Origin of the sequence: Curtobacterium sp. ME26 (genome assembly GCF_903970945.1) — a bacterium.
Lineage (GTDB): Bacteria > Actinomycetota > Actinomycetes > Actinomycetales > Microbacteriaceae > Curtobacterium > Curtobacterium citri.
Map to the genome: position 1 here is coordinate 1 of NZ_CAJCKG010000088.1, position 6,049 is coordinate 6,049.

Annotated in this window: 8 protein-coding genes; 6 read left to right on the plus strand and 2 right to left on the minus strand. The window is 73.1% G+C overall.

The annotated features are described in order from the left end of the window. The 5 genes from ruvX to aroB form a co-directional block, all read left to right on the plus strand. Window positions 1–385, plus strand: a 385-nt coding sequence (ruvX, locus tag H7A69_RS16965; protein ID WP_182048117.1) for a Holliday junction resolvase RuvX, incomplete at its 5' end; no start/stop codon positions are given. A gap of 89 nt (window positions 386–474) precedes the next feature. Beyond that, entirely contained in the window at window positions 475–2,016 is a 1,542-nt protein-coding gene (gene mltG / locus H7A69_RS16970; RefSeq protein ID WP_182048118.1) for an endolytic transglycosylase MltG, read from the plus strand. 44 nt (window positions 2,017–2,060) lie between these two features. Beyond that, entirely contained in the window at window positions 2,061–3,281 is a 1,221-nt protein-coding gene (gene aroC / locus H7A69_RS16975; RefSeq protein WP_182048119.1) for a chorismate synthase, read from the plus strand. 68 nt (window positions 3,282–3,349) lie between these two features. Further along, window positions 3,350–3,871, plus strand: coding sequence for a shikimate kinase (locus H7A69_RS16980; RefSeq protein ID WP_182048122.1), 522 nt, complete (start codon window positions 3,350–3,352; stop codon window positions 3,869–3,871). Further along, entirely contained in the window at window positions 3,868–4,965 is a 1,098-nt protein-coding gene (gene aroB, locus H7A69_RS16985; protein WP_259346288.1) for a 3-dehydroquinate synthase, read from the plus strand. Before H7A69_RS16980 ends, aroB begins: the two co-directional genes overlap by 4 nt. Window positions 4,966–5,003: 38 nt before the next feature. Here aroB and H7A69_RS16990 read toward each other — a convergent pair whose 3' ends face one another. After that, window positions 5,004–5,171: a hypothetical protein gene (locus H7A69_RS16990; protein WP_182048120.1), complete on the minus strand. Its 168-nt coding sequence runs from the start codon at window positions 5,169–5,171 to the stop codon at window positions 5,004–5,006. Continuing rightward, window positions 5,168–5,464, minus strand: coding sequence for a hypothetical protein (locus H7A69_RS16995; protein ID WP_182048121.1), 297 nt, complete (start codon window positions 5,462–5,464; stop codon window positions 5,168–5,170). The genes H7A69_RS16990 and H7A69_RS16995 overlap by 4 nt, the downstream gene beginning before the upstream one ends. A 125-nt stretch (window positions 5,465–5,589) precedes the next feature. Here H7A69_RS16995 and H7A69_RS17330 point away from each other — a divergent pair. After that, on the plus strand, window positions 5,590–6,049 hold a 460-nt coding region (locus H7A69_RS17330), incomplete at its 3' end, for an AarF/UbiB family protein (protein WP_259346289.1).

Sequence of the window (6,049 nt, forward strand, 5' to 3'; positions counted from 1 at the left end):
CTGCGACCGGGACGGCCTGCTGGCCACCCCGGTCGAGACGGTGCCCCGCGCCGAGGCCACCGACGTGCGCCGGATCCTCGAGCTCGCCGAGGAGTACGACGTGCTCGAGCTCGTCGTCGGGCTGCCGCTGTCGATGTCGGGCGACGACACCCCCTCGACGGCGGACGCCCGGGCCTTCGCCGAGCGCCTGGCCGCGCACCGACCCGTCCGGCTGGTCGACGAACGGCTCTCGACGGTGACGGCGCAGCGCGGGCTGCACCAGGCGGGGCGGAACACGAAGAAGTCCCGGGCCGTGATCGACCAAGCGGCCGCTGTTATCATCTTGCAACACGCGCTCGACCACGAGCGAGCGTCCAGCGCCGCACCCGGCGCCACGCTCCCCTGACCGACCGGCCCCGGAGCGGGTCGCGAGACCGTCGTTCCCGGACCGACGGGGCACAGGTGGAGCCCCCGACCCGAGAGACCGAGGATCCCGTGGCAGACGACCTGGACTGGAACGCGATCATCGCGGCCGGCAACGACGCCGAGCGGCGACGCCGCGACCCCGACGGTCCGCCCGCGGACGAGCGCCCGCAGTCCCGCAGGGCCGCCCGTGCCGCCGAAGCAGCCGCGGCCGAGGAGGCGGCCGCCGGTGCGACCGCGGACCGGGCGACCGCGGCAGAGCCGACCGCGGCCCGTGCGACCGCGGCAGAGCCGACCGCGACCGGACGCCGAGAGCGTCCGTCCTCGCCCGCCGACGCGCCGGTCGCCGCCGACCACGACGAGCTCCACCCCGAGGTCCAGGCACTGCTGACCGGCGAGATCCCCCGCGACGCAGCGGCGGGCGGCGGTGTCCGGGACGGCGACGGGTCCGACGGAGCCGGCCACGGCGGTGGCGGCGCGGGGGACGGCGGACGCGGGCGGCGTGGCGGCGGCGGCCGGTCCTCCCGTCCGCCGCGTGAGCCGCGGCCGCGGCGTCGTCGCGGTCCGCTCGTCGCGGGCATCGTGATCGTCGCGCTCGTGCTCGCGGCAGGCGTCGGCGCGTACGCGTTCGCGGCGCCCAAGTTCCAGCAGCTCGCCGGCGCGTTCGGCGGGTCCCAGGAACCGGACGACTACCCGGGGTCCGGTTCGGGCAAGGTCACGATCACGATCAAGCAGGGCGACATCGGCGAGGACGTCGCGAAGACCCTGCAGCGCAGCGGCGTGGTGAAGAGCTCGCAGGTGTTCTACAAGCTCCTGCTCACCTCGCCGGACGTGCAGTTCCAGCCCGGTTCCTACGCGCTGAAGAAGGAGATGAGCTCGAAGGCCGCGCTCGCGGCGCTCAAGGACCGCGACAACCGCGTCCAGGCCTCGATCGTCATCCCCGAGGGGACCGCGCTGAAGGACATCGAGGCGGGCATGGTCTCGAAGGCCGGGCTGTCCGAGGCAGAGGTCTCGGCGGCCGCGAAGGACGTCGGCGCGTACGGTCTGCCGTCGAACGTGACGACGCTCGAGGGGTGGCTCTTCCCCGCGACGTACCCGATCAACCCGGGCTGGACGGCGAAGCAGTACTTCCAGTCGATGGTCGACACGATGAAGGAGCGCCTGGCCGCCGCGGGTGTCGCCGAGGCCGACCAGGAGCGGGTCGTCGTCTTCGCCTCGCTCGTGCAGAAGGAGGCGGGCCTGGCGGCCGACTACCCGAAGGTCGCGCGGGTGTTCCAGAACCGGCTCGACATCGACATGCCGCTGCAGTCCGACGCGACGGTTGCGTACGGCACCGGGAACACGCACACCGTGACGACGACCGACGCCGAGCGTGCGGACGCGGGGAACGAGTACAACACCTACGTGCACAAGGGGCTGCCGCCGGCACCGATCTCGAACCCAGGCGACGTGGCCATCAAGGCGGTCACGCAGGAGGCCACCGGGAAGTGGCTGTACTTCGTCACGGTGAACCTGGAGACGGGCGAGACGGTGTTCTCGGACACGTACGCGCAGCACCAGGTCGCCGTCGCGCAGTTCCAGGCCTGGCTCCGCGCCCACCCCGACTACCAGTAGCCGACCCGCGTCGCACGGCGTGACGCTGTGGGAGGATGGTCGACATGCTTCGTTGGTTGACCGCTGGTGAGTCCCACGGACCCGAACTCGTCGCGATGCTCGAGGGCCTGCCGGCCGGCGTCCCGGTCTCGTTCGAGTCCATCCGCACCGACCTCGCTCGACGCAAGCTCGGCTACGGACGCGGCTCCCGCATGAAGTTCGAGCAGGACGAGCTGCACGTCTCCGGCGGTGTCCGGCACGGGTACTCCCTGGGCAGCCCGATCGCGATCCGCATCGGCAACACGGAGTGGCCGAAGTGGGTCGAGGTGATGAACCCCGAGCCCGTCGAGTCGACCGAGATGTCCCGCGGTCGGAGCGCGCCGCTCACCCGCCCCCGGCCCGGCCACGCCGACCTGGTCGGCATGCAGAAGTACGGGTTCGACGAGGCCCGCCCGATCCTCGAGCGTGCCTCCGCCCGGGAGACCGCCGCACGGGTCGCCCTCGGCGCGGTCGCGAAGTCGTTCCTCGCCGAGCTCGGCATCCGTTCCGTGGCGCACACGCTGCAGGTCGGCACCGTGCGGGTGCCCGACGGCACCGAACTGCCGCTGCCCGAGGACGTCGACCGGCTCGACGAGGACCAGCTGCGCTGTGCCGACCCCGAGACCTCGGCGCGCATGGTCACCGAGGTCGAGGCAGCGAAGAAGGACGGCGACACGCTCGGCGGCGTCGTCGAGGTGCTCTTCTACGGCGTCCCGCCGGGGCTGGGCTCGCACGTGCAGTGGGACCGTCGCCTCGACGCACGGCTCGCCGCCGCGATCATGGGCATCCAGGCCATCAAGGGCGTCGAGGTCGGCGACGGCTTCGCGACCGCGGGACGCCGGGGGTCGGCCGCCCACGACGAGCTGTACCGCGAGGACGGCGAGATCGTCCGGACCAGTGACCGTGCCGGTGGGACCGAGGGCGGCATGTCGACGGGCACCGTCCTGCGGGTCCGTGCGGGCATGAAGCCGATCGCGACCGTGCCGCACGCCCTGCACACCATCGACGTCGCCACGGGCGAGGACGCCTCCGCGCACCACCAGCGCAGCGACGTCTGCGCCGTGCCGGCCGCCGGCGTGGTCGCCGAAGCGATGGTCGCCCTCGTGCTCGCGGACGCCGTGCTCGAGAAGTTCGGTGGGGACAGCCTCGTCGAGACGAAGCGCAACCTGGACGCGTACCTCGCGTCCATCCCGGAGACGCTGCGCTCCCGTCGGACCGACGCGACCGAGCCGTCCACCGCGTCGTGAGCGGTGCCGACGGGGCCACGTCCGCCGACCGCGTGGGCGTCGACGCCCCCGTCGTCGTGATCGGCCCGATGGGCGCCGGGAAGTCGAGCGTCGGCAAGCGCGTCGCGAAGGCGCTCGGCGTGCCGTTCACCGACACCGACCGCGTCATCGCCCGCGAGCACGGCCCGATCCCCGGCATCTTCGCCGAGCGGGGCGAACCCGCGTTCCGCGAACTCGAGGCGGCGGCCGTCCGGTCCGCCCTGGCCACGGCAGGCGTCATCGCCGTCGGCGGGGGAGCGGTGACACACCCGGACACGCGGGCGGCGCTCGTCGGCGCCCGGATCGTCCTGCTGACGGTGTCGCCCGAGGCCGTCGCCGCCCGGATCGCGGGGAGCGACCGTCCGCTGCTCGCGCAGGGCGGGCTCGACGCCTGGCAGACCATCGCCGACGAGCGTGCCGCCACCTACGCCGAACTCGCGCACGCGACCTTCGACACCTCGCGTCGACCCATGTCGCACGTGGTCCGCGACGTCGTCGCCTGGGTCACGGGGCAGCAGGCCACCAGCGCTACCGGCACCGCCCGGGGCACCACCACCGGAGGGACACCGTGACCGCGTCGAACCTGCCCGAGGGCACCACCGAGATCCGCGTCGGCGGCGAGGACGGGTACGTCGTGGCCGTCGGGAACGGTCTGCTCGGCTCCGTCCCGGCGCTCCTCGGGCCCCGCGTCGCGAAGGTCCTCATCGTGCACGCCCCGACCCTCGGAGCGCGGGCGAACGACCTGCGGGCCGTCCTCGTCGAGGCCGGGTTCGACGCGCTCATCGCCGAGGTGCCGGACGCCGAGGCCGCGAAGCGCGTCGAGGTCGCCGCGTTCTGCTGGCAGGTCATGGGCCAGGCCGACTTCACCCGCACCGACGCCGTCATCGGGCTCGGCGGCGGGGCCGTCACCGACCTCGCCGGGTTCGTCGCCGCCACGTGGTTGCGCGGCGTCGCCTTCGTGGCGATCCCGACCAGCGTGCTCGGCATGGTCGACGCCAGCGTGGGCGGCAAGACCGGGATCAACACCAACGAGGGGAAGAACCTCGTCGGGGCGTTCCACCACCCGCGCGCCGTCGTGGCCGACCTCGACCTGGTCCGCAGCCTGCCCCGGAACGACGTGCTGACCGGGTTCGCCGAGATCGTCAAGGCGGGGTTCATCGCCGTGCCGGAGATCCTCGACGTGATCGAGGCCGACGTCGCCCGCGTGACCGATCCGACGACACCCGAGTTCCGGCGCGTGGTGGAGCTCGCGATCGCCCTCAAGGCCGAGGTCGTGGCGGACGACTTCACCGAGCAGGGCCGCCGCGAGATCCTGAACTACGGCCACACGCTCGGCCACGCCATCGAGCACGCCGAGCGCTACCAGTGGCGGCACGGCGCGGCGGTGTCCGTCGGGATGGTCTTCGCGGCGGAGCTCGCCCGGCTCACCGGGCACCTGGACGACGCCACCGTGGACCGGCACCGCTCGATCCTCGAGTCGCTCGAGCTGCCCACCACGTACGGACTCGGCCGGTGGGAGGGCCTGCTCGCCACCATGCGCCGGGACAAGAAGGCGCGTGCGGGCATGCTGCGGTTCATCATCCTCGACGGTGTCGGCAAGCCGGTCACGCTCGAGGGACCGGAGGACCACCTGCTCTTCACGGCGTACCAGGAGGTCGGCGTCTAGCCGGTCCCGCCGCCCGGGTCACCGGAGCTCGCGCAGGGTCACCGCAGCTTGCGCAGGGTTCGGCGCCACCACCACTTCACGTGCATGGACACGGTGATGATGTTGGTGCGGCGGAACTCGGCCCACTCCTCGAGGGTCGCGCCGTTGCGGAAGGCGCGACGGGCGTGTTCGTCGGTCGGGACGATGATCGGTCGTCGGAACTTCACGGGTACTCCTCCGGTTTGACGGGTTCGACGGGTTCGACGGCCTGGGACAGCTCGCTGGCCAACTCGCGATCGTCCTCCGGTGCCCACCGTAGGGTCGCGATGCTCCTGAGCACAGACCGCGAGATGTCGTATCCGCGGTCGCCGGGATGGAGTTGTGCTGCCCAGACGATCCGGGTCCAGGCGTGGGTCCGTTCACTCGACTGTCGAGTCCGCTTCGCCGCGTTCCAGGTCATCACCGCCGCGAAGACCGCGGCGGCCGCGGCGATGGTCGCGGTGATCAGTGCTGTGTCCATGCCACGAGCGTGGCGCGCTGGACGCGACCGCCTGCACGCGGCGGGCCGACCTGTGGAACGCAGCCCGCGCCTCCCGGCTGTGCAGGAGCGGGGTGCCCCGCAGGCCAGGGGAGCAGACTGGTCCGGTGCCCACCCCGCCCCGCCTGAGCGACCTCGGCCGGCAGGACGTCGACGCCGGCAGCCTGCGCTCCCGAGCCCGCCGCTTCGCCGAGCTGCTCGCCATCGCCCGTCGCCACGAACTCCTGCCCTTCCGCCGACTCGACTTCTCGCGGGACCCGGAGACCGCGGACCTGCGCCGCAGGCAGGCGGACCACCTGCGCATGGCGCTCGAGGAGGCCGGCGGCGGCTTCGTGAAGATGGGCCAGCTGCTCTCCACGCGGGACGACCTGCTGCCCGAGGAGTGGACCGACGGGCTCGTCGACCTGCAGCGCAGCGTCCGGCCGGCCGACCCCGCGGCGGTCGTGGCGTTGCTCGAGGAGGAGCTCGGCGCGCCGGTCGACGAGGGCTTCGCGACGGTCGACCCGGAGCCGGTCGCGGCCGCGTCCATCGCGCCGGTCCACCGCGCGACCCTGCGCGACAGACCGG